At 63.2% G+C, this 21,011-nt stretch carries 23 protein-coding genes and 1 other RNA gene; 19 read left to right on the top strand and 5 right to left on the bottom strand.

Annotated features, from left to right (window positions below; genetic code table 11):
* Nucleotides 1–9: 9 nt before the first annotated feature.
* From mlaD to hisC, 8 genes are all read left to right on the top strand, one after another.
* A complete protein-coding gene (gene mlaD / locus LPW29_RS03090; protein WP_238626807.1) occupies nt 10–468 on the top strand; it encodes an outer membrane lipid asymmetry maintenance protein MlaD in 459 nt (152 codons plus the stop codon).
* Nucleotides 469–550: 82 nt separating this feature from the next.
* Complete coding sequence (locus LPW29_RS03085; RefSeq protein WP_238626806.1) at nt 551–1,204, top strand: MlaC/ttg2D family ABC transporter substrate-binding protein; 654 nt, start codon at nt 551–553, stop codon at nt 1,202–1,204.
* A complete protein-coding gene (locus tag LPW29_RS03080; RefSeq protein ID WP_090250749.1) occupies nt 1,201–1,509 on the top strand; it encodes an STAS domain-containing protein in 309 nt (102 codons plus the stop codon). The genes LPW29_RS03085 and LPW29_RS03080 overlap by 4 nt, the downstream gene beginning before the upstream one ends.
* Before the next feature lie 30 nt (nt 1,510–1,539).
* Nucleotides 1,540–2,799: a UDP-N-acetylglucosamine 1-carboxyvinyltransferase gene (murA, locus tag LPW29_RS03075; protein WP_090250752.1), complete on the top strand. Its 1,260-nt coding sequence runs from the start codon at nt 1,540–1,542 to the stop codon at nt 2,797–2,799.
* Between the two features lie 4 nt (nt 2,800–2,803).
* A complete protein-coding gene (hisG, locus tag LPW29_RS03070) occupies nt 2,804–3,445 on the top strand; it encodes an ATP phosphoribosyltransferase (RefSeq protein WP_090250754.1) in 642 nt (213 codons plus the stop codon).
* 83 nt (nt 3,446–3,528) lie between these two features.
* Entirely contained in the window at nt 3,529–4,590 is a 1,062-nt protein-coding gene (locus LPW29_RS03065) for a 3-deoxy-7-phosphoheptulonate synthase (RefSeq protein ID WP_090251131.1), read from the top strand.
* Nucleotides 4,591–4,604: 14 nt separating this feature from the next.
* The gene (gene hisD / locus LPW29_RS03060; RefSeq protein ID WP_238626804.1) at nt 4,605–5,918 is read left to right on the top strand and encodes a histidinol dehydrogenase; all 1,314 of its coding nucleotides are present in this window, start codon (nt 4,605–4,607) and stop codon (nt 5,916–5,918) included.
* The gene (gene hisC / locus LPW29_RS03055; RefSeq protein WP_238626802.1) at nt 5,915–7,000 is read left to right on the top strand and encodes a histidinol-phosphate transaminase; all 1,086 of its coding nucleotides are present in this window, start codon (nt 5,915–5,917) and stop codon (nt 6,998–7,000) included. Before hisD ends, hisC begins: the two co-directional genes overlap by 4 nt.
* A gap of 55 nt (nt 7,001–7,055) precedes the next feature.
* On the opposite strand, the gene LPW29_RS03050 is transcribed toward hisC, so the two are convergent.
* Complete coding sequence (locus LPW29_RS03050) at nt 7,056–8,210, bottom strand: Do family serine endopeptidase (RefSeq protein WP_238626801.1); 1,155 nt, start codon at nt 8,208–8,210, stop codon at nt 7,056–7,058.
* A gap of 63 nt (nt 8,211–8,273) precedes the next feature.
* On the opposite strand from LPW29_RS03050, the gene LPW29_RS03045 reads away from it, so the two are divergent.
* The 6 genes from LPW29_RS03045 to LPW29_RS03020 all read left to right on the top strand — a co-directional run bounded on the left by LPW29_RS03045 (nt 8,274) and on the right by LPW29_RS03020 (nt 13,154).
* Nucleotides 8,274–9,023: a Nif3-like dinuclear metal center hexameric protein gene (locus LPW29_RS03045; protein ID WP_238626799.1), complete on the top strand. Its 750-nt coding sequence runs from the start codon at nt 8,274–8,276 to the stop codon at nt 9,021–9,023.
* Nucleotides 9,024–9,217: 194 nt separating this feature from the next.
* On the top strand, nt 9,218–9,820 hold the full coding sequence (gene petA, locus LPW29_RS03040; protein WP_238626798.1) for a ubiquinol-cytochrome c reductase iron-sulfur subunit: 603 nt from the start codon (nt 9,218–9,220) through the stop codon (nt 9,818–9,820).
* Nucleotides 9,817–11,199, top strand: coding sequence for a cytochrome b (locus LPW29_RS03035; RefSeq protein ID WP_238626796.1), 1,383 nt, complete (start codon nt 9,817–9,819; stop codon nt 11,197–11,199). Before petA ends, LPW29_RS03035 begins: the two co-directional genes overlap by 4 nt.
* On the top strand, nt 11,199–11,936 hold the full coding sequence (locus tag LPW29_RS03030) for a cytochrome c1 (protein ID WP_090250773.1): 738 nt from the start codon (nt 11,199–11,201) through the stop codon (nt 11,934–11,936). Before LPW29_RS03035 ends, LPW29_RS03030 begins: the two co-directional genes overlap by 1 nt.
* Nucleotides 11,937–12,017: 81 nt before the next feature.
* Complete coding sequence (locus LPW29_RS03025) at nt 12,018–12,644, top strand: glutathione S-transferase N-terminal domain-containing protein (RefSeq protein WP_090250775.1); 627 nt, start codon at nt 12,018–12,020, stop codon at nt 12,642–12,644.
* A 99-nt stretch (nt 12,645–12,743) separates the two neighbouring features.
* A complete protein-coding gene (locus tag LPW29_RS03020; RefSeq protein ID WP_090250778.1) occupies nt 12,744–13,154 on the top strand; it encodes a ClpXP protease specificity-enhancing factor in 411 nt (136 codons plus the stop codon).
* Between the two features lie 48 nt (nt 13,155–13,202).
* Here LPW29_RS03020 and LPW29_RS03015 read toward each other — a convergent pair whose 3' ends face one another.
* From LPW29_RS03015 to LPW29_RS03000, 4 genes are read right to left on the bottom strand one after another with little or no spacing between them, the layout of a single operon-like run.
* Nucleotides 13,203–14,615 carry an FAD-binding oxidoreductase gene (locus tag LPW29_RS03015; protein ID WP_238626794.1) on the bottom strand — a complete coding sequence of 471 codons (1,413 nt, stop codon included), beginning with the start codon at nt 14,613–14,615 and terminating at the stop codon, nt 13,203–13,205.
* Nucleotides 14,612–15,205, bottom strand: a complete 594-nt coding sequence (locus LPW29_RS03010) for a phosphoheptose isomerase (protein WP_238626793.1) — start codon at nt 15,203–15,205, stop codon at nt 14,612–14,614. The genes LPW29_RS03015 and LPW29_RS03010 overlap by 4 nt, the downstream gene beginning before the upstream one ends.
* Before the next feature lie 18 nt (nt 15,206–15,223).
* Nucleotides 15,224–15,577 carry a YraN family protein gene (locus LPW29_RS03005; RefSeq protein ID WP_090250784.1) on the bottom strand — a complete coding sequence of 118 codons (354 nt, stop codon included), beginning with the start codon at nt 15,575–15,577 and terminating at the stop codon, nt 15,224–15,226.
* Nucleotides 15,571–17,448: a penicillin-binding protein activator gene (locus tag LPW29_RS03000; RefSeq protein ID WP_238626792.1), complete on the bottom strand. Its 1,878-nt coding sequence runs from the start codon at nt 17,446–17,448 to the stop codon at nt 15,571–15,573. The genes LPW29_RS03005 and LPW29_RS03000 overlap by 7 nt, the downstream gene beginning before the upstream one ends.
* A gap of 175 nt (nt 17,449–17,623) precedes the next feature.
* On the opposite strand from LPW29_RS03000, the gene rsmI reads away from it, so the two are divergent.
* The 5 genes from rsmI (at nt 17,624) to ftsL (ending at nt 21,011) form a co-directional block, all read left to right on the top strand.
* Nucleotides 17,624–18,502, top strand: coding sequence for a 16S rRNA (cytidine(1402)-2'-O)-methyltransferase (gene rsmI, locus LPW29_RS02995; RefSeq protein ID WP_238626790.1), 879 nt, complete (start codon nt 17,624–17,626; stop codon nt 18,500–18,502).
* 91 nt (nt 18,503–18,593) lie between these two features.
* Nucleotides 18,594–18,955, top strand: an RNA gene (gene rnpB, locus LPW29_RS02990) — RNase P RNA component class A.
* A 394-nt stretch (nt 18,956–19,349) separates the two neighbouring features.
* Nucleotides 19,350–19,802: a division/cell wall cluster transcriptional repressor MraZ gene (mraZ, locus tag LPW29_RS02985; protein WP_238626788.1), complete on the top strand. Its 453-nt coding sequence runs from the start codon at nt 19,350–19,352 to the stop codon at nt 19,800–19,802.
* The gene (gene rsmH, locus LPW29_RS02980) at nt 19,762–20,745 is read left to right on the top strand and encodes a 16S rRNA (cytosine(1402)-N(4))-methyltransferase RsmH (protein ID WP_238626834.1); all 984 of its coding nucleotides are present in this window, start codon (nt 19,762–19,764) and stop codon (nt 20,743–20,745) included. Before mraZ ends, rsmH begins: the two co-directional genes overlap by 41 nt.
* Nucleotides 20,742–21,011 carry a cell division protein FtsL gene (gene ftsL, locus LPW29_RS02975; RefSeq protein WP_090250799.1) on the top strand — a complete coding sequence of 90 codons (270 nt, stop codon included), beginning with the start codon at nt 20,742–20,744 and terminating at the stop codon, nt 21,009–21,011. Before rsmH ends, ftsL begins: the two co-directional genes overlap by 4 nt.

Genomic DNA, 21,011 nt, shown 5'->3' with positions numbered 1-21,011 from the left:
GACGGCAAGATGACGACGCGCAGGATCGAGATCACCGTGGGCATCTTCGTGGCCCTGGGCCTGGCGGGCCTTTTCATGCTGGCCTTGCAGGTGAGCAACCTGGGGGAATACCGCGGCGACGAGGGTTATGAGGTGCATGCACATTTCAATAACATCGGCGGGCTCAAGGTGCGTGCCCCGGTCACCATGTCCGGGGTGCGTATCGGTCGGGTCACGGATATCCGTTATGACCCGGAACGCTATCAGGCGCGGGTCACCATGAATATCTCCAACACCCATGATTACCTGCCCACCGATACCCAGGCCAGCATCTATACAGCCGGCCTGCTGGGGGAACAATACATCGCCCTGGAACCTGGTGGCGAGGAAGCGGTGCTGGCGGATGGCGATACCCTCCTGTTCACGCAGTCGGCGGTGGTGCTTGAGGAATTGATTGGCCGCATGATGGTCAACATGACCAGCGATTAGTCCTCGACCTTCACCCACACCGTTCAGCCCGGGTTCACATCCCGCGGCGCAGGATTGCAGCATCATTGACCCGGAGTCCGTCATGAAGTCATTCATCCATCTCGTGCTGGCCACCGTTGTGGCCCTGGCCACATCCGTCTCCGTTGCCAACGCATCCCTGCCCGAGCAGGATCCGGTGGATCTGGTGACCCGTACGGCTGACGAAGTCCTGGAGAAATTGCGGGAGGATCCGGAGCGGACCCGTGAAGACCCCGAGTTCCTGTTCGAGCTGGTGGACGACATCATTCTGCCGCTGATCGACTGGCAGGGCATGTCGCGGTTGATTCTGGCCCGGCACTGGCGTACAGCCGAACCCGAGCAGCGTGATCGTTTCGTGAAGGCCTTTCGCGGCATGCTGGTGCGCACTTACACCCAGCAGATGGCCGAGCACATGGACAAGGACATTCGCGTACTGCCTCACCGCAGTTTCACGGATGAGCGCATGGCCTCGGTGGCCAGTGAGATCGTCATGGGGCAGGGGCAGTCCAACATCAGCGTGAACTACAGTCTGCGTCCGGTGGACGGAGAGTGGAAGGTCTTCGATCTCACTGTCGAGGGCCTGAGCTTTGTGACCAACTTCCGTACCAATTTCGGTGCCGAGGTGGATCGCCATGGCCTGGATGCCCTCATCACGCGCCTCGAGGAGGGGGATGAGTCGCTGATCGAGGACGCTGTCGAAGCGGGGCAGAGCCAGTGAGCGAGGCCCGCCTGGAGTCTGCTGAGCAGGGCCTGCGTCTGGTGGGCGAACTGACGCAGGAGACGGTACCCAGCCTCTGGGCCGACTCCGTGAAGCGTTTCAAGGCAGGGCAGGGTGGCTGCCGGGTGGATTTGTCTGGTGTGACCCGCACCGATTCAGCAGGGGTCGCCCTGCTGCTGGAATGGATGCGCCTGTGTGGCGGTCCGCACGGTGGCTTGCGGTTCGTGAGCGTGCCGGACCGGATGTGGGATCTGATCCGACTCAGCGACCTGGATGGGGTGATGCCCCTGGAGCGGGACGACTGACGGCCGGATTTCCGCTATCATCCCACCCCCATGGATAAACTCATCATCAGTGGTGGCGGCCCGCTCCAGGGCGACGTGCGCATTTCCGGCGCCAAGAATGCAGTGCTGCCCATTCTGGCGGCCACGCTTCTGGCCGACGGGCCCATGACCATCGGTAACGTGCCGCATCTGCAGGATGTGACCACCACCATGGAACTGCTCGGGCGGATGGGCGTCACGCTGACCGTGGACGAGCGCATGCGCATCGAGGTGGATCCCAACACCCTGCGCGAATGTGTGGCACCTTACGAGCTGGTGCGCACCATGCGGGCCTCCATTCTGGTGCTGGGGCCCCTGTTGGCCCGCCATGGGCAGGCGGAGGTCTCCTTGCCTGGCGGTTGCGCCATTGGCACGCGTCCGGTGAATATCCATCTGGAGGGGCTGGCGGCGATGGGCGCCGATATTCAGGTGGAGGGAGGCTATATACGTGCCCGGGCGCGTCGCCTGAAGGGAGCCAGGCTGGTGCTGGATACAGTCACCGTGACCGGCACCGAAAACCTCCTCATGGCGGCCACCCTGGCCGAGGGTACCACCGTCATCGAAAATGCCGCCCGGGAGCCAGAGATCATCGATCTGGCCAATTGCCTGAATGCCATGGGCGCCCAGGTGAGTGGTGCCGGTACGGATACCCTCACCATCGAGGGCGTCACATCACTCAAAGGTTGCGCCTATGACGTGCTGCCGGACCGCATTGAGACCGGTACATTTCTGGTGGCGGGGGCCATCACCGGCGGTCGGGTGCGGACCCGTAACACCGAGCCCAAGACCCTGGATGCGGTGCTGGTGAAGCTGGAAGAGGCCGGCGCGGAGCTGGATGTGGGACAGGACTGGATCCGCCTGGACATGAAGGGTCGTCGGCCACGGGCCGTGAATCTGCGCACGGCGCCCTATCCGGCCTTTCCCACCGACATGCAGGCCCAGTTCGTGGCCCTGAACGCCGTGGCGGAAGGCACGGCCACCATCACCGAGACGGTGTTCGAGAACCGGTTCATGCATGCCCTGGAGATGCAGCGCATGGGGGCCGATATTCGCATCGAGGGCAATACCGCCGTCATTCGTGGCGTACCACGCCTCAAGGGGGCGCCGGTCATGGCCACGGACCTGCGTGCCTCGGCCAGCCTTATCCTGGCGGGCCTGGTGGGCGACGGCGACACCCTGGTGGATCGCATTTATCACATTGATCGCGGCTATGAGTGCATCGAGGAGAAGCTGTCCCAGCTGGGTGCCATCATTCGCCGCGTGCCCGGATGATTCCATGCCTGAACAGACGTTGACCATTGCCCTGTCCAAGGGGCGCATTTACAAGGACACCTTGCCGTTGCTGGCCCAGGCGGGCATCGAGCCGGTGGACGACCCGGAAACCAGCCGCAAACTCATCCTGGACACCAATCATCCAGAGGTGAAAGTGGTGGTGATCCGCGCCACCGACGTGCCGACCTATGTGCAATACGGGGCGGCCGATGTGGGCGTATCCGGCAAGGATGTGCTGATGGAGCACGGTGGCGAGGGCATCTACGAACCCCTGGACCTGCGCATTGCCCGTTGCCGTCTGATGGTGGCCGGGCATCCCGGTGCGACACAACGGGCCGGGCGCCTGCGGGTGGCCACCAAGTTCGTGAACACCACACGCCACTATTATGCTGAACAGGGCCGGCAGGTGGAGATCATCAAGCTCTATGGTTCCATGGAACTGGCGCCCCTGGTGGGGCTGGCCGATTGCATTGTCGACCTGGTGGACACCGGCAATACGCTGCGCGCCAATGGCCTGGAACCCCTGGAGCACATCGCCGACATCAGTTCCCGTCTGATCGTCAACAAGGCGTCGATGAAGATGAAATCCGCTCGCGTCAAGGCGCTGATCCAGTCGCTGGAGACGGCGGTGTCTCAGGCGGCATGAGCCCGCGCCGGGGTGAAGCCACGGCTCCGGCCTCAGCCAGGGAAGTCCCTGCCCATACTCGACACGTATTGTCCAAGGTACCCATGCAGCACCTGACCGACGACCTGAAGATCATCAATATCCGCGAGGCATCGCCGCCACGGCAGGTGCACGAGGAACTGCCCATCACCGAGGCCGCCGCGACGACGGTTCACGAGGCCCGCCAGGCCATTCAGGGTATCCTGCGGGGCACCGATGACCGACTCCTGGTGATCGCCGGCCCCTGCTCCATTCACGATGTGGAGGCCGGAAAGGACTATGCCCGTCAGTTGAAGGCCCTGCGGGATGAATTGGCCCGGGATCTGGTGATCATCATGCGGGTGTATTTCGAGAAGCCGCGCACCGTGGTGGGCTGGAAGGGGTTGATCAACGATCCCAACCTGGATGGCAGTTTCGAGATCAACAAGGGGCTGCGCCTGGCCCGGGGGTTGCTGCTGGATCTGGCCCGGGAGGGCATGCCAGCGGCCACGGAATACCTTGATCTGATCAGCCCCCAGTATGTCTCCGACCTGGTGGCCTGGGGCGCCATCGGTGCCCGCACCACCGAGAGCCAGGTGCACCGGGAGCTGGCGTCGGGCCTGTCCTGCCCGGTGGGGTTCAAGAACAGTACCGACGGCAGCCTGCAGGTGGCCATTGACGCCATTCGCTCGGCGTCCAAGCCGCATCACTTCCTGTCTGTGACCAAGGAGGGGCACTCGGCCATTTTCTCCACCGCCGGCAATCCGGACTGTCATATCATCCTGCGCGGTGGGCGCAAGCCCAACTACGATGCCAGGAGCCTGGACGAGGCGGCCGAGGCCCTTCAGGATGCCGGCTTGCCCGCCCATATGATGATCGACTGCAGTCATGGCAATAGCCGCAAGGATCCGGCCCGGCAGGTGGAGGTGGCCGGTTCGGTGGCACGGCAGGTGAGCAGCGGCGATCGGCGCATCATGGGTGTTATGCTGGAGAGTCATCTGGTGGCTGGGCGGCAGGATCTGGTCGCCGACAAGCCCCTGGTATACGGGCAGAGCATCACCGACGCCTGCATGAACTGGGACGACACCATTCCCGTGCTGCGCGATCTGGCGGCAGGTGTGCGGGAACGCCGTTCCAAGGCGTCGTAGCCGGAGATATTGTCATGCCAAAGATCAATCGACTGGATTCCACGCAAGCCGACTTCATGGCCCGGCTCGACGAACTGCTGGCCTGGGAAGGGGTCTCCGATGAGTCGGTGACCCGTATTGTCACCGACATCCTGGCGGACGTGCGTCGCCGCGGCGATGCGGCGGTGCTGGAGTACACCGCCCGTTTCGATCGTCTGGAGTGCCGCGATCTGCATGAACTGGAGATCCCCCAGGCGCGGCTTGCCCGGGCACTGGAGGCCATCCCGGGCGAGCAGCGCGAGGCACTGGAACGTGCTGCCGGGCGCGTGCGTGCCTACGCCGAACATCAGAAAATGTCTGATTGGCGCTACACCGAGCCCGATGGCACCGTGCTGGGGCAGCAGATCACCCCCCTGGACCGGGTGGGCCTGTACGTGCCCGGCGGCAAGGCCGCCTATCCCTCATCGGTGATCATGAACGCTGTCCCCGCCAAGGTGGCCGGCGTGCCCGAGGTGATCATGGTGGTCCCCACGCCGGATGGCGTGGTGAATGATCTGGTGCTGGCAGCGGCGGCCGTGGCGGGGGTGGACCGGGTGTTTGCCATCGGTGGTGCCCAGGCGGTGGCCGCGCTGGCCTATGGCACCGAGACGGTGCCGCCAGTGGACAAGATCGTCGGCCCCGGCAATATCTTCGTGGCCACGGCCAAGCGCATGGTCTTTGGCACCGTGGGCATTGACATGGTGGCCGGCCCCTCCGAGATCATGGTGGTCTGTGATGGCAAGACCGATCCCCACTGGATCGCCGCGGACCTGTTTTCCCAGGCCGAGCACGACGAGGATGCCCAGGCCATGCTGGTCAGCCCGGATGGCCCGTTTCTCGAGATGGTGGCGGCCGCCATGGATGAGTTGCTCACCGAGATGCCCCGGGCGGAGATCATCCGGACCTCCCTGGCGGATCGAGGGGCGCTGATCCAGGTGCAAGACATGGACGAGGCCGTGCAGGTGGCCAACCATATTGCTCCGGAACACCTGGAACTGTCGGTGGCTGATCCCGATGCCCTGTTACCGCGCATTCGGCATGCGGGGGCGATCTTCATGGGGCGGCACACGGCCGAGGCCGTGGGTGATTACTGTGCCGGGCCCAATCATGTGCTGCCCACTTCGCGCACGGCCCGTTTCTCCTCGCCGCTGGGGGTCTATGACTTCCAGAAGCGCTCCAGCCTGATCCAGTGCTCGGCGGCGGGCGCGGCCGATCTGGGCCGTACAGCGTCGGTGCTTGCTAGGGGTGAGGGCCTCATTGCCCACGCCCGCTCTGCGGAATACCGCCAGGACCCGGACGATCAGCCATGACCGCCGCCACGCCAGCAGATCTCATTCGCCCCCAGATCCGGGCCCTGTCCGCCTATCCCGTGCCTTCTTCTCAGGGACTGGTCAAGCTGGATGCCATGGAAAATCCCTACGAATGGCCCGCATCACTGCAAACGGCCTGGGCAGAGCGTCTTTCCACGGTGGCCATGAACCGCTACCCCGATCCTCAGGGCACGCGCCTGGCCCTGGCGCTGCGCCGGGTGATGCAGGTGCCCGAGTCGGCCAGAGTGATGCTGGGCAATGGTTCGGATGAACTGATCCAGATCCTGCTCATGGCCGTGGCGTCCCCCGGTCGGGTGATCATGGCCCCGGAGCCGGGTTTCGTCATGTATCGCATGATTGCCCTCTGGCTGGGCCTGGAATTTGTCGGTGTGCCCCTTAACGAAGACTTCTCCCTGGATCGGCCTGCCATGGAGCGTGCCCTGGATACCCACCAGCCGGCGGTGCTTTTCCTGGCTTACCCCAATAATCCCACCGGTAATCGCTGGTCGCGGCGGGATGTGGAGGCGGTGATTGCCCGGGCGCCGGGTCTGGTGGTGCTGGATGAGGCCTACGGGCCCTTTGCCGATGATAGCTTCCTGCCTGATGTGGGGCGGTTTGAGCGTCTACTGGTGATGCGGACCGTCTCCAAGCTGGGTCTGGCCGGGCTGCGCCTGGGCTATTTGTGCGGTCCGCCCCCCTGGATGGATGAACTGGAAAAGGTACGGTTGCCCTATAACGTGAACGTGCTCACGCAGGTGGCGGCAGAATTTGCCCTGGATCATCACGAAGTGCTGGATCAGCAGGCTGCCGCCATCCGCCGGGATCGTGAGCCCCTGAGCCAGGCCCTGGAGGGGATGCCGGGGGTGACGCCGTTCCCCAGTGAGGCCAATTTCATCCTCTTCCGGGTTCCGCAAGGCAAGGGGCCTCGGATTTTCGAGGGCCTCCGGGATCGCGGTGTACTCATCAAGGATCTCTCCGGTCAGGGCGGCCTGCTTGCCGACTGCCTGCGGGTCACCGTGGGCACCCCCGAGGAGAATCAGCACTTCCTGCAGGCCCTGGAAGGCGCACTCGCCACCGTCTGAAGCGGAAGGGACCTTGTGGGAGCGGCCCTCGGCCGCGAAAGCGGTGGTCGTTGAATCAACGCCTTGCCGTCGGTCTCTTCCCCACCTCGGCCCGGATCTCGAAGGGCTCCCCATCGCGGAGCCCCCTGATGCGCAGGGTTTCGCCGGGCTCCTTGCGGGCGATGAAGTTCAGGGCATCCTGGGCGTCGTTGATGCGGTCACCATCCATGTGGGTGAAGACATCACCGGGACGGATGCCGGCCCGGGCTGCCGGACCCGTGCTCAGCACGCCGGCGATCAGGATGCCCCGATTGTCCTCCAGGCCGAAGGATCGTCCCAGTTGCGGCGTGATCTCCTGCACCTCGATGCCCAGCCAGCCCCGTACCACTGCCCCTTGCTCGATGATCTGGGTCATCACATCCCGAGCCAGATCCGCGGGGATGGCGAAGCCAATCCCCTGTGAGCCGCCCGAGCGGGTGAAGATGGCGGTATTCACCCCCACCAGTTCCCCGTGGGCATTCACCAGGGCGCCCCCCGAGTTGCCGGGATTGATGGCGGCGTCGGTCTGGATGAAGTCTTCATAGGTATTGATGCCCAGGCGGTTGCGGCCGGTGGCACTGACGATCCCCTGGGTAACGGTTTGCCCCACGCCAAAGGGGTTGCCAATGGCCAGCACCACGTCCCCCACGCGCAGGTGTCGTGAGTCTCCGACCACGATACTGGGCAGCGGGCCTTCGCCGGAGTCGATCCGCAGTACCGCCAGGTCCGTCTCCGGGTCTGTGCCCACCACCTGGGCGGGCAGATTGCGACCATCAGCGAGCATGGTCTCGATCTCGTCGGCGCCCTCGATGACATGGTTATTGGTCAGGATGTACCCTTGCGGGCTGATGATCACGCCCGAGCCCAGGCTCGTCTGGGTGCGACGTTGCGGAGCGTCGAAGCGATCACCAAAGAACTGACGGAAAACCGGGTCATCCAGGAAAGGGTGGCTGCGTTGTACCACCGTCTTGCGGGTGCTGATGTTCACCACCGCTGGAGTGGCCTGGTCAACCGCATCGGCATAGGACACGGGGCCCTCACCCAGTGCGAGCGGGGCGGGTCGGTCGCTCTGGAGCACTTCCACGCGCGGCTGGGGATCCCGCAGCAGGCCGGGGAAGAACACCAGCATGAGGACAGCCACGGCCACGCCGACACCGACCACCTGCATCAGAAAGGGACTGATTCGCGTCATGGGGCTACAATAACACAATGCTTATATACGCAGTTTGAAGCGCTGCCCATTACGGAGGTCTCCATGGTTGCCATTCAGGATCTGGTGCGTCACGTCGATGATCTGCTCAACGTGAGCGCCTTCGCCGACTATAGTCCCAACGGGCTGCAGGTGCAGGGTCGGCCCCATGTGGGCAGGCTGGTGACGGGCGTGACCGCCAGTCGTGCCCTGATTGAGGCGGCGATCCAGCGGGGGGCCGATACCCTGTTGGTGCACCATGGCTACTTCTGGAAAGGTGAGGATGCCTGTGTCACTGGCATGAAACGCGAGCGTCTGCGCCTGCTCCTGGCTCATGACATCAATCTGCTGGCCTATCATCTGCCGCTGGATGCCCATCCGGAATGGGGTAACAACGCCCAGCTGGCGCGATTGCTGGAGTTCCAGGTGGAAGGCTCCATGCGCCCTGACGGCGTGGGCAACTTTGGTCGCCCGCAACAAGCCCTCTCCGGGGCCGAACTGAAGGATCGCATTGCCCGGCGTTTGCAGCGTGAACCCTTGTGGATCCCATCAGGTCCTGAGTCCATCCGACGCGTGGGTTGGTGTACCGGGGGCGCCCAGGGGATGATCGAGCAAGCCGTGAACCTGGGGTTGGATGCCTTCATCACCGGGGAGGTCTCGGAGCAGACCGTGCACGTGGCACGCGAGGAGGGCATTCACTTTTTTGCGGCGGGGCACCATGCCACCGAACGCTATGGACCCAAGGCAGTGGGCGATCACCTTGCGCGAATATTAGCACTTTCGCATGAATTTATAGACATTGATAACCCTGTTTGAAACAATGTGTTACAGATTCGCTTCGAGTTTTCTCTTGACCTCGAGGGCGTCTTCGGGAATGCTACCGCGTTTTGAGTGCCCCGGTGGGTCGAGGGGTTTTAGTGGTAGGCGAGCGTGTGTCTACGCGTTCGGCCAATGCCGGGCGCCCAGCGGCCAGCGGCTTTTTGTTGGAACTCAACGGGAGATCTTAATTAATGTCTTATGAAGACGTGAACCAGAATCGACGGCGATTCCTGGTGGCGGCGACCAGCGTGGTCGGCGGGGCCGGGGTCGTCGGGTTAGCGTATCCGTACCTGTCAACGTGGGCGCCCAGTGCCCGCGCCCAGGCAGCTGGCGCTCCAGTGGAATTCGACGTCAGTCAGGTCGAGCCAGGTCAATTGATCGTGGTGGAATGGCGAGGCAAGCCGGTATGGGTGACTCACAGAACCCCTGAAATGCTGGACATGCTGCCTGAAAACCGCCCCCGGTTGGTGGATCCCGATTCCAAGGTGGAGACGCAGCAGCCTGCCTACGCGCAAAATGAAACCCGGTCCAGAAAGCCGGAATACTCCGTTCTCATCGGCATCTGCACGCACCTGGGCTGCTCGCCGAGCTATCGCCCAGAAATCGCCCCGTCGGATCTGGGACAGGACTGGAAGGGTGGCTATTTCTGTGCCTGTCACGGCTCGCGCTTTGACCTGGCCGGTCGAGTATGGCGGAACGTGCCCGCCCCCACCAATCTGGTGGTGCCCGTGCATATGTATGTGTCCGACACGCTGCTCGTCGTCGGCGAGGACGAGGAAGGAGTCGCATTATGAGAGGTCTTCTTGAATGGGTCGACGCCAGGTATCCGCTTACCAAGACCTGGAATGAGCACCTGGCGCAATATTACGCGCCGAAAAACTTCAACTTCTGGTATTACTTCGGTTCCCTGGCCGTGCTGGTGCTGGCCATCCAGATCGTGTCGGGTATCTTCCTGACCATGTTTTACAAGCCGGATGCCAATCTGGCCTTTGCCTCCGTCGAATACATCATGCGCGACGTGGAATGGGGCTGGCTGGTTCGTTACATGCATACCACGGGCGCTTCAGCCTTCTTTATCGTGGTGTATCTCCACATGTTCCGGGCCCTGCTCTATGGCTCCTACAAGAAGCCGCGCGAACTGATCTGGGTGATTGGTGTGGCCATCTATCTGGTGCTCATGGCCGAGGCCTTTGCCGGGTACATGCTGCCCTGGGGGCAGATGTCCTATTGGGGGGCTCAGGTGATCGTCAACCTGTTCAACACCATCCCCTTCATCGGCGGTGATCTGGTGACCTGGATCCGCGGGGACTTCCTGATCTCCGATGCAACACTGAACCGATTCTTCGCCCTGCACGTGGCAGCCCTGCCGCTGGTGCTGATCATGCTGGTGTTCGCTCACATCGTGGCATTGCACGCTGTGGGTTCCAATAACCCGGATGGTGTGGAAATCAAGAAGTTTACCGGTGACGATGGCATTCCCCTGGATGGCATCCCCTTCCATCCCTACTACACCGTCAAGGACATGATCGGCTTCGGGGTTTTCCTGATCCTGTTCTTCGCCGTGGTGTTTTTCGCTCCGGATATGGGTGGTTACTTCATCGAGAAGTCCAACTTCATTCAGGCCGATCCGATGGTGACACCTGACCTGATCCACCCGGTGTGGTACTTCGGCACTTTCTACACGATCCTGCGTGTGATACCGGATCCGTTCCTGGGCGTGCTGTTGATGTTTGGTGCAGTATTGATCCTGTTCTTCCTGCCCTGGTTGGACCGGAACCCCATCAACTCCATCCGTTATCGTAGCGCCATCCACAAGCTCAACCTGGTGACCTTTGGTATTACGTTCGTCATTCTGGGCTGGCTGGGCATGAAGGCGGTCGAGCCCTTCTATGCGGAACTGGGCCTGCGTTTCACGACCATCTACTGCGCGTTCTTCTTCGTGCTGTGGTTCCACAGCAAGCCTAGATCCTTCGCGTTCAGCTGGGGGTCTTTCCTGGTGCTCGCGGCCGGCTATACCTACTGGGATTTCCTGCGTGTCGAAGCTGGCGCGGATCCAACCATGACCATGACCTGGTGGTTGCTGCCCACGGCCTATCTGGCGATCTGCCTGCTGGGTCCCCTGTACACCAGTTTCAACGAGGAAAAGCCGGTTCCGGCGAGGGTGACTTCGTGATGAAAAAGCTTTTGACATGTGCATTTGTAATTGCCTTTGCGGTGCCGGGAGGGGCTGCGTTGGCTGCGGGTCCGTCGGTTCCCGTGGATGACGCCAACATCAACCTGGAAGACACCACTTCACTACAGCGGGGCGCGGAGTACTTCTTCCAGTACTGCATCGGTTGCCACTCCCTGGAGCATGCGCGCTATAACCGTATCGGCCAGGATCTGGGGCTTACCGAAGAGCAGGTGGCGGAGAAGTTTGTCCACACCCGTGATGCTGCCGGTGATCCCACTGGCGTGGGGCAGTTGATCGAGATCGCGATGCGTCCGGATGATGCTGAGGAATGGTTTGCTCAGCCAGCGCCGGACTTGACCCTGACGGCTCGCCATCGGGGTCCGGACTGGATCTACACCGTGCTGCGTAACTTCTACCTGGATGATTCTCGTCCCCTGGGCGTGAACAATGCCACCTTCGAGGCCATGGGCATGCCCCACGCCCTCTGGGAACTCCAGGGTTGGCAGAAGAATGTGGGTGAAGATGGCCACATCGAGCTGGAACTGGTTGAAGAAGGCAAGATGTCGACCGAAGAGTATGATGAAGTGGTCCGTGACATCACCGCCTTCATGACCTACGTGGCCGAGCCGATCCGGATGGAGCGTGAAGCCATGGGGATGTACGTGATCGGGTTCCTGATCCTGTTCACCATCCTGGCCTACCTGCTGAAGAAGGAATACTGGCGCGACGTTCATTGATCGTCATTGCTGGCCCGGGGCAGGGATGCCCCCCGTGTTTGGCGACCGCGCATGGCGCGGTCCGCCTGATGGAGAGCTTCCATGGCGTTAGTCGCCAACCGTAGATCCGTCATGACGCTCTTTTCAGCACCCGCCTGCCCGCGTTGTCACGCGGTGAGGATCGTGCTGGCTGAAAAGGACATCACCGTCGATATCACCCATATCGACACGGAATCCAGACCCGAAGACCTGTCCCATCTCAATCCTTACAATTCCGTGCCCACGCTTGTGGACCGGGATCTGGTTTTGTACGGTACGCAGGTCATACAGGAATACCTGGATGAGCGATTTCCTCATCCACCGCTGATGCCGGTGGACCCCGTTTCCCGCGCCACGGCCCGTCTGGCCCTGTATCGTATCGAACAGGACTGGTATCGGGGGGTGGAGAATCTGGAGGCGGCCTCGGACAAGGCGTCAGCCAATCGAGCACGCAAGATTCTGCTTGAGAGCCTCGTGTCTTCCAGCGAGATCTTTGCCATCAAGCCCTATTTCCTCAGTGATGAATTCAGTCTTGTTGATGCGGCAGTGGCGCCGGTGCTGTGGCGTCTGCCTTCTCTGGGCATCCCCATGGACAAGTTGCCCAAGCCGATGCGGGATTACGCCCGGCGCGTTTTTGCCCGGGAGGCCTTTCAGCACAGCCTGACCGAGGCGGAAAAGGAAATGCACTGATCAACAGGGCCGTACGCGGGGGGTGGCTTTTCGTCACTCGTCGGTGCGAGGATGCCCTGCGACCCATGTCAGCAAGAGCAGCCGAGTTTGAGCCCTACCATGACTTCCAGCCGTCCCTACCTGATTCGAGCCATTTACGAATGGATCGCCGATAATGACATGACCCCCCACCTGCTGGTGGACGCGGCCCCGGAAGTGGTGGTGCCGCGCGAGTACGTGGAGGCAGGACGCATCGTGCTCAATGTGGCCCCCATGGCGGTCAGTGCCCTGAATATCGGCAACGATGAGGTCACCTTCAGTGCCCGTTTCGGTGGGCGCCCCATGAACGTCATCATCCCGGTGGATCGCGTGCTGGCCATCTACACGCGCGAGAATGGCCAGGGCATGATGTTCGCCGAGTCGGGGGATGGGGAGGAACCGCCGCCGGAGGGTGGTGGTGAGGACGGTGGCCCGAGCACGGGAGAATCCGGACCTCAGAAAAAGGGCCCCAGCCTCCGGGTAGTCAAGTAACCCCCACATACACAAACGGCACATCGGGGTGCCCTTCTGGTGGCGGTGCTACTGCGGGGAGGGGGGCACGCCCTTGCCCGGGTTCAGGATCCCCGCCGGATCGAAGGTGGCCTTGATGCCCTCCATCAGGCTGAGCACCTCTGTTCCAAGCTCCCGGCCCACGACATTCCGCTTGGCCAGCCCCACGCCATGTTCGCCGGAGATGCTGCCGCGCAGGTCCAGTACCAGGGTGAACACCTGATCCAGGCAGGCCCCGGCGGCCTTCATCTGGCGGGGGTCGTCGGGGTCGATCAGCAGATTGACGTGGATATTGCCGTTGCCCGCGTGACCGAAGCAGACGATGGTGATGTCGTGCTTGCGACCCAGGGACTCCAGACCCCGGATCAAATCGGGGATCCGGGAGACCGGCACGACCACATCCTCGTTGATCTTCTTGGGCGCAACGCGACGCAGGGCGGGGGAGAGAGCCTTACGGGTGGCCCAGAGGGCCTTGACCTCATCCTCGGAGCGGGCCAGTTCCACTTTCAGACAGCCTTCTCCGTGAGCCGCATCAGCCACTCGCCTGGCGGCCTCATCCAGCCCTGCCAGCGGGCCATCCACTTCGATCATCAGCAGGGCCCCGGCCCCCTCGGGCAGGCGTGCCTGGGAATAGTCCCGGATCATCTCAATGGCCCGGCCATCCATGAACTCCAGGGCACAAGGCACGACCGGTTGCGCCATGATGCGGGAGACGGCCTGGGCGGCAGCGTCCATGGAGCCATACACCGCCTGCAGGGTGCGCTTGGCCTCCGCCAGGGGGGTGAGGCGCAGGGTGGCCTGGGTGATGATCCCTAAGGTGCCTTCCGAACCGATCAGCAGGCGGGTGAGGTCGTAGCCCACCACGCCCTTGGTGGTGTAAACACCTGTGCGCAGCAGGCGCCCGCTGCCGGTCACGGCGGTCAGGCCCAGGGTGTTTTCCCGAGGGGTACCGTATTTCACGGCTCGCGGGCCCGCCGAGTTGTAGGCAAGGTTGCCCCCCACGGTACAGTAAGCCGCACTGGTGGGGTCCGGTGGCCAGAAAAAGCCGTGTTCGGCGGCGGCGTCCTGTACGGCCTGGTTGGTCACGCCTGGCTCCACCACCATCATCCGGTTGTCGGGGTCCACTTCCAGAATGCGGTTCATGCGCTCCAGGGACAGGACCACGCCACCCTGGTCGGGCACGGTGGCACCTGTGGTGCCTGTACCACGCCCGCGGGTCACCAGGGGGATCAGGTGGCTACGGCAGGCATCCACCAGGGCCTGGACCTGGCCGGTCTCGGTGGCAAAGGCCACCGCCTGCGGGGGGGCATGCAGGCGTGAGTTGTCGCCCCCGTAGGGCCAGCGATCGGCTGCTTCAGTGAGCAGATTGGCTGCACCAACCGAATCCCTGAGGGCCTTGATGGCCGCCTTGGGCAGCGGCTTGTCCGGGGCGGAAGCGGTCATGTGCGGATGCCCAGGAGTTGTCGGTCGATCAGGTCGCACAGGGAGTGGATGACCACCAGGTGGGTCTCCTGGATCCGTGCCGTGCGCTCCGCGGGAACACGGATTTCCACGTCGCGCTCCGTCAGTAACTCTGCCAGCGGCCCCCCATCCCGTCCGGTCAGAGCGATGACCTGCAGGTCACGCTCACGCGCGGCATGGATGGCCTCCAGAATATTGGGTGAGCGGCCGGAGGTGGAGATGGCCACGAGGACATCGCCCCCCTGACCCAGCACGCGGACCTGACGGGCAAAGATCTGCTCGAAGGCGTCGTCATTGGCGATGGAGGTGAGGGTGGAGGTATCGGTGGTCAGTGCAATGGCCGGGAGGCCCGGTCGGTCATGTTCGAACCGGTTGACCATCTCCGAGGCAAAATGCTGGGCATCCGCCGCCGAGCCCCCGTTGCCACAGATGAGCACCTTGTGTCCGCCCAGCAGTGCCCGCAGCATGTCGTTGGCAGCCAGTTCGATTGCCGGTGGTAGCATATCGGCCGCGGCCTGTTGGGTCTCCAGGGTTTCGGCAAAGGTCTGGCGGATGATGTCTTGCAGATTCATTGAATGGGCTCGGTTGAGTCAGGCGTGTGCCTGGAAGGCATTGGGGATCCACTGGATGCGGTCATCGGCCTCGATGGCGATGACATCGAGACGGGCCGGGCGCTGGCAACCATGAATTTGCAGATAATACGCCGCAGCGGCCAGGATACGCCGTTGTTTGCGGTGATTGATGCTGGCGGCGGCCCCCCCGTAGCGGGTGGATCGGCGCTGGCGTACCTCCACGAACACCAGGCTGTCCCGATCCTCCATGACCAGGTCGATCTCGCCCACCTTGCAACGGAACTGGGCGCGGAGGAACCGCAACCCCTGTGATTCCAGATAGGCCCGTGCACGGGCCTCGGCCACATCACCTTGGGCCCGTCGGTTCACCATGCTGCGTCGTCCAACGGGTTGATCAGCGCGTTACCGACACCGATCACCCGCGGTTCCCCCTCGATGAAACGGGCCCAGTTCAGTTCGCGGATGATACGCCGTTGCTCGTCCAGGTGCAGCCGGCCGGTCAGTCCCTGGTGGTGTTCGCCCGGGCGGCGGGCCAGGCGTTCCACCATCGAGCTGACCTGCAGAGCATCGAAGCCCAGGGCAACCAGTCTCGGCAATTGCCGTGAGATGTTCGAGAGTTGGTCATCCAGGGTTTCGCGCAGTTCCGGGCGAGGATTGGCGTGGTCCAGCAGCCAGGGGATGTCGGCAAAGACGATCCCGTTCAGGTCGGCATCGGCGCGGGCATCGGCGTGACCGGAGTAGATGTGTGATGTGGCGATCACCGGCAGGTCACCCGCCTGATAGTAGCGCAATTGCGGGCGAATCAGGCGAGCCTGGCGGGGGCCCCCGGAGAGGAAGATGACATCCACGTCGCTGCGGTAGCGGGGTTCGTCCCGGTCCGCCCCTCCGTCCTGCGATGGGCGGCGTCGATGTGTGGGGCGGGTGTCGCGGATCTGTAGTCCCTGGATGATGGTGTCGCTGTAATCCGTGGCCTCGGGGGCATAAAACTGCACATCACGCACCAGGCCGCCCAGTGCCTCGTAACGCGCTTCAAAGGCACGATGCAGACGGTCGCCCAGTTCGGTGCGGGGTACCATGACCACCGCATCCTGATGACCATCCAGCACCGCCCGTTCCGCCGCCTGGATGGCTTCATCCTCAGGGTTGAGCCCGAATTGATAGAGGGTGTCCGGGTAACTGTCGCGAGTCTCGGCCCGATTCAGCGCCAGCACGGGCACCGGTAGTGAAGATTCCCGGGCAAAGCGGTTCACCGCGGAGCGCTCCAGAGGGCCGATGACCAGGCTGGCGCCGGCTTCCACGGCCTTTTCGTACTGTGTCCAGTTTGCTTCCGGCTGGTCACCTGTGTCGTATACCCGCAGCGTTGTGCGTTCCTCCCGCGGGGTGTCGTAGTAGGCGGCCACGATGCCCTCAAGGATGGCATTGGCCGAGGATCCGAATCGTCCGGTCAGCGGCAGCAGTACTGCCACGTGATCCGGGTGCCGCGAGTAGGCGGCCCATTGCTCCCGCAGGCGCTCCAGGAAGAGCGGGTTGGCCGGATGGTCCTGGTGGCGTTCACGCCACTCATCCAGGGCTCTTTCCAGGGCGCGCGGGCTGGGGGGCGTGGTCTGCGCCACATGACCCAGATCCAGCCAGCCCCGAGTGACAGGCGAGCGCGCCTGCTCCCTCAGGGTCTCCAGGGTATCCCGGTCCCGTTCCTGGATGAGGGCCCAAAGTCGTTCGTATATGTGTTGCTGATGGTCCTCATCCGGCTGGCGTGCTCCCAGGGTGTCCCAGGTGTTCACTGCCTGTATCCAGTCCGCCCGGGCGGCATGGGCACGGGCCTCCACTTCCAGGGCCTGGCGGGCCAGGTGATCCGGCAGGGCACCGGGATTTTCCGGTAGCCTCTGGAGGGCGGTATCGGGATCCTCCTCCAGCCATGCCAGTCGTGCCGCCAGGATGTCCAGGCGCGCGGGCTCGTCACCTTCCAGACGGCGTGCGTCGATCTCTTCCAGTAACTGCCCGGCCCGGTCCCGCTGGGCGGGGGGGGCCTCCTCCCGGGTGAGAATCTCCAGTGCCTCCAATTGAACGCGCGCACGGGGTGTGGCTCTCAGGCCCTGTGCGATCTCCAGGTAAAGATCCGCTGCTTGCTTGTACTCCTGGGCCTCTTCAAGGGCTTGCGCCTGGGCCAGGCGGTCCTCGGCGTCGTCCATGGAGCGAGGGATGCCAGCGCAAGCGGAGATCAGCAGCATGATGACCAGCAGCATGGTCCCGGTTCGTGCCCCACGCCAGAGGGCACTTGCCCGGAGGGTGTTTCCGTGGAGGGCCTGGCCGGGGTGGGGTTGTCTGTCCATCAGTGATCCACAGGGTCGCATTGGGCGGGTGGCCGAGCCTTCCCGGCGCGCTTGTGCCGGGTTAGACTGACGTATTGTTTTCATGGGAATGTCAGTATCTTGGCCGAGGTCCAGTGTGTCAATTGAGGGTGGGGTGCTCCATGTGGTGGCCACGCCCATCGGAAATCTGGGGGATCTGTCCCCGCGCGCCGTGCAGGTGCTCGCCGGTGTCGACCTGATCGCAGCCGAGGATACCCGCCACACGGCCGGGCTGCTCGCCCACTGCGGGGTCCAGACGCCCCGGGTGAGCCTGCATGAGCACAACGAAGACCGACAGGTACCGGCCCTGATCCAGCGGCTCATCCAGGGAGAATCCCTGGCCCTGGTCAGTGATGCCGGCACCCCGTTGATCAGCGACCCGGGTTTTCGGCTGGTGGCGGCTGCCCGTGCCGCCGGCATTCGGGTAGTGCCCATCCCCGGTCCCGCCGCCCTGATCGCGGCCCTGTCGGCCAGTGGTCTGCCCTCCGACCGTTTCTGGTTCGAGGGGTTTCTACCCGCCCGCGCTCAGGCCCGTCGCCATCGCCTGGAGGCCCTGGCCGCGGTTTCCGGCACGCTCATCCTTTATGAGTCCAGTCATCGCATCCAGGGCAGTCTGGAGGATATGGCTCAGACTCTGGGCGGGGAGCGTCGGGCGGTGGTGGCCCGGGAGCTGACCAAGACCTTCGAACAGATTCAAGGGGGGCGCCTGGACGATCTGTGCGTCTGGCTGTCCAGCGACCCCAACCACGCCCGGGGTGAATTCGTTGTGCTGGTCACGGGGGCCCCGGATGCACCCGGCGAGGCCTTGACGGCTGAGGCACGGCGGGTGCTGGCACTGTGTCTGGCGCAGATGCCGGTGAAGCAGGCGGCGAAGCTGGCGTCGCAGATCACGGGCGCCCCCAAGAATGATCTCTATCAGCAGGCCCTGGTGCTCAAAGGGAAGGCGTGATGTCGACTCCTCATCCCTTGCCTCCGGCAATGGCTGATGATGGATGTTCATGCCTCTTGAAACTATCCAAATTTACAGTATGATGGGATCTGGAGTTGGCCAGACAGTCGCTGCGGACCCCACGTCGCAGAGGAAAGTCCGGGCTCCACAGGGCAGGGCGCCAGGTAATGCCTGGGCGGCGCGAGCCGACGGAAAGTGCCACAGAAAACATACCGCCGATGGTCCCCGCCTCCGGGCAGGGACACAGGTAAGGTTGAAAAGGTGCGGTAAGAGCGCACCGCGCGGGTGGTAACACGCCGTGGCAAGGCAAACCCCGTCCGGAGCAAGGCCAAATAGGGGTGCATTGGTGTGGCCCGCATTGCACCCGGGTAGGCTGCTAGAGGCGTGTGGTGACGCGCGCCCCAGAGGAATGATTGTCCACGACAGAACCCGGCTTACCGGCCGACTCCCCTCATTTTCCCTCCGGGGGCCTCCCGGCCCCCACTTTTCCCCACCGCCCCTTGTCTAAAAAAAGCTCGATGAGCCAAGCTCATGGAGCCTTTTTCGTATCCTGTTTTCAGAAGTGTCCTGCAACCAACTGACAAATATTGAAACCCTTCATGCAAGCCCCGGGTTCCCTCATTCCACCTGTGAAGGTTTTTGTAAGTATTTGTGACGCAAGTATAAATCTTCATGTCCGCGCCGGGCTTTTCCCTTGACACCCCCGCGAGGCCCTACCTATAGTGTAAAAAAGTGGGGAAACGTGGGGACCGGTGGTATGGGTGCGTGCTTTCAGGCACAGGCTCATACGTTCCCGTGACTCCGTCGCCACTCCTGCTGGTGGCGATTCAAAGGGCCCGGGGCTGTCGTGTTTCGAGGGATCACCAACCTGAATCTGGATACCAAGGGGCGTATGGCGATGCCGGCAAGGTATCGTGACCGTCTGATGGAATCCTGTCAGGGGCGTTTGGTGATCACCATTGATCGCGATGGCTGTCTGCTGGTGTATCCGCTGCCCGAGTGGGAGCGGATCGAGGAAGCCCTTGTCTCCCGCCCCAACATGGATCGCAAGACGCGCCGTACGCAGCGTCTGCTCGTCGGTCATGCGACTGAATGCGAGCTGGACGGGCAGGGGCGCATCCTGCTTCCAACGCCCTTGCGCGACTACGCCGGCCTGGAAAAACGTGCCGTGCTCGTGGGCCAAGGCAAGAAATTCGAATTATGGGACGAGGATGCCTGGACACGTTGCCGGGATGCCTGGTTGCAGGAAGAAGATGAAGATGGTGATCCCAGTTCGGCCCTTGAATCCCTCGTCCTTTAATGGGGGCGCGTCCGCCCCCGACAGTCATCGACCCGTTTTGCTGGAAGAGGCCCTGGCAGGGCTTGCGGTGCGGGAGGACGGCATTTATGTGGATGCCACCTTCGGGCGCGGGGGACACAGTGCGGCCATCCTCGAGTGTCTGGGGCCGGCGGGGCGTTTGATCGCGCTGGACCAGGATCCACAGGCGCAGGCCGTGGCCAGCCAGCGTTTGGGCGCCGAACCACGCTTCCAGTTTCTGCGGGGGTCATTCGCCAATCTGTCCGATCTGCTGGAAGGGTGCGGCGTCCTGGGGCGGGTGCAGGGGTTGCTTCTGGACCTGGGGGTTTCTTCGCCCCAGCTCGACGATGCCTCACGGGGGTTCAGTTTCATGAAGGATGGCCCGTTGGACATGCGCATGGATCCGGAACGGGGTGAATCCGCAGCCCGGTGGCTGGCCCGCGCCGAAGAAGGAGACATCGTCAAGGTCTTGCGGGATCTGGGTGAGGAGCGTTTCGCCCGGCGTATTGCCCGGCGTCTGGTGCAGGCCCGTGAGGAGGCCCCCGTGGAGAGGACCGGGCACCTGGCGGAATTGATCAGTGAGGCCGTGCCACGGCACGAGCGCCACAAGCATCCGGCCACACGCAGCTTTCAGGCCATTCGGCTGCATGTGAATCGGGAACTGGAATCCCTGGATGCCTGCCTTGCGCAGATTCCCCAGGTACTGGCCCCGGGTGGGCGCCTGGCGGTCATCAGTTTTCATTCCCTGGAGGATCGTCGTGTCAAACGTTTCATCCGTCGTCAGGTGGAAGGTGAGCCCGTCCCCAGGGGCTTGCCGGTCCGCGACCTGCCCCCCGGCCGTACGCTGCGTCACGTGGGTAAGGCGCAGCGATCCGGCGAGACTGAACTGGCTGTGAACCCAAGGGCTCGCAGTGCCGTGCTGCGTGTTGCCGAGCGTCTGTCGTGAACTGGCAACTCACCGGTCTGGCGATCCTGTTCGTGGCAGTCATGGCCAGCGCCCTGGCCGTGATTCACAGCAAGCATCAAAGCCGGGTGTTGTTCATGGAATGGCAAAGGGAGGTCAACCTGAGGGATGAATTGAATGTGGAGTGGGGGCAGTTGCAGTTGGAACAGAGTACCTGGGCCACCCATGGGCGGATCGAGGAGGCGGCGAGTCAGCGGCTGGACATGCGTCTGCCCGATAGCCGCACGACCGTGATCCTGCTGGAGTGA

The organism is Ectothiorhodospira sp. 9100, from assembly GCF_022227565.1.
Classification (GTDB): domain Bacteria; phylum Pseudomonadota; class Gammaproteobacteria; order Ectothiorhodospirales; family Ectothiorhodospiraceae; genus Ectothiorhodospira; species Ectothiorhodospira marina.
The sequence above is the reverse complement of the archived record's forward strand: the minus strand, read 5'-3'. Positions and strand labels throughout refer to the sequence as shown.